Genomic DNA, 1,473 nt, shown 5'->3' with positions numbered 1-1,473 from the left:
GGTGGTTACCCCTAAAAGTTAGAGTTTTATTATGAAGCTGATTGGCTGGATTGAGTTCGGTATTCAACTGGACTCAATCCAGCTAATTTTTTCTTTGATCGTTCATGGTTGTACCAGTAGATATATTCTTCAATCTCGCTTTTTAATTCTTCATAGCTTACTAATTCTTCTCCATAATACATTTCTTGCTTTAAAATACCAAAGAAATTCTCCATTGAAGCATTGTCTGCGCAAGTTGCTTTACGAGACATGCTTTGGAATACTTTATTTTTCTTTAACGTTCTCACCCATTGGTTATGCTGGTAATGCCAGCCTTGATCTGAATGAATAGTAGTTCGATATGTTGCATAATTCTTTATTATCTGTAGCGCCTCCTTTAAAGGTTCTATGACAAGATCTAGCGTAGGACGTTTCTTGATACCGTAAGAAACAATTTCTCCATTATAAAGGTCAAAAATCGGATTTAAATATAACTTCTCTTCGCCTAGGCATTTGAATTCTGTAATGTCGGTTACTAATTTCTGAAGAGGGATAGATGTGCTAAAGCGGCGGGATAATCGGTTTTTCGCTACTTTTCCAACATTCCCCTTATAGGAATTGTATTTACGAGATTTCCGCATAAATTTCACACATTTTAACCCTAGTTCCCGCATAATGCGATACACTTTTTTATGATTTATAGAATGTCCTAATTTCTTTAATTCTTTCGTAATCCGTTTATAACCATAGCGTTCATGAAACTTCTTAAATAGATGTGTAATGAGTTCTTTTAGTTCTGTATCCGAGTCTTCTTTCTCAAAGTTTTTTACTTGGTAGTGGTAGGTTGCTTCTGGAATACCCACTACAAGGAGAATATCTTTTAATCGGAATCCTTCTTCTTTGAGTTCGAATGCCACCTTTGCTTGTGCTTTTCGTGGAAGGCATTCGGATTCTCTCGAAAAGCTCTCAACTTTTTTAGGTACGCATTTTCTAAACGCAATAATTCATTCTCGCGTTCTAATTCTTCTTCGCGTGTTAACTTTTTCTCTTCTCTTTTTTGTTTATTGATTTTCTTAGACATAGAAGGTTTCCCCTTTGGTCTTGGTTTCAGGCCTTCTATTCCTTGGTCACGAAATGCTTTCAACCAGCGTTGAATCATGGAATGGTTGTTCAAATTAAATTGAATAGCAGTTTCTAAATAAGAAGCACCTGTTTCTTGCATAAATTGTACCGCATCTAATTTAAATTGAACAGAATACTCCTTCTTAGTATTTCTTCGTTTTAATCCATCCATCCCCTGTACTTTATAGGATCTCACCCAATTTTTTAATGGAGAAGTACTGGGCATATTATATTTTTCCGTCAAAGATTTATATCCAAGATTCCCGTACAAATACTCGGTGACAAGCTTTACTTTAAATTCTTCACTATATTTGACCATAAAAACACCCCCGAAAGTTAGGTTTTTTACTCTAACTTTCGGGGGTCGGTACC

At 35.6% G+C, this 1,473-nt stretch carries 2 protein-coding genes; both read right to left on the bottom strand.

Going from position 1 to position 1,473, the window contains the following annotated elements; translation table 11 throughout:
• Positions 1–29: 29 nt before the first annotated feature.
• Positions 30–896: an IS3 family transposase gene (locus tag ACTNEP_RS20390; protein ID WP_441163780.1), complete on the bottom strand. Its 867-nt coding sequence runs from the start codon at positions 894–896 to the stop codon at positions 30–32.
• The gene (locus tag ACTNEP_RS20385; protein WP_441163779.1) at positions 860–1,420 is read right to left on the bottom strand and encodes a helix-turn-helix domain-containing protein; all 561 of its coding nucleotides are present in this window, start codon (positions 1,418–1,420) and stop codon (positions 860–862) included. The genes ACTNEP_RS20390 and ACTNEP_RS20385 overlap by 37 nt, the downstream gene beginning before the upstream one ends.
• Between the last annotated feature and the right edge of the window lie 53 nt (positions 1,421–1,473).

Origin of the sequence: Gracilibacillus sp. HCP3S3_G5_2 (genome assembly GCF_052063305.1) — a bacterium.
GTDB lineage: Bacteria > Bacillota > Bacilli > Bacillales > Amphibacillaceae > Gracilibacillus.
The sequence above is the reverse complement of the archived record's forward strand: the minus strand, read 5'-3'. Positions and strand labels throughout refer to the sequence as shown.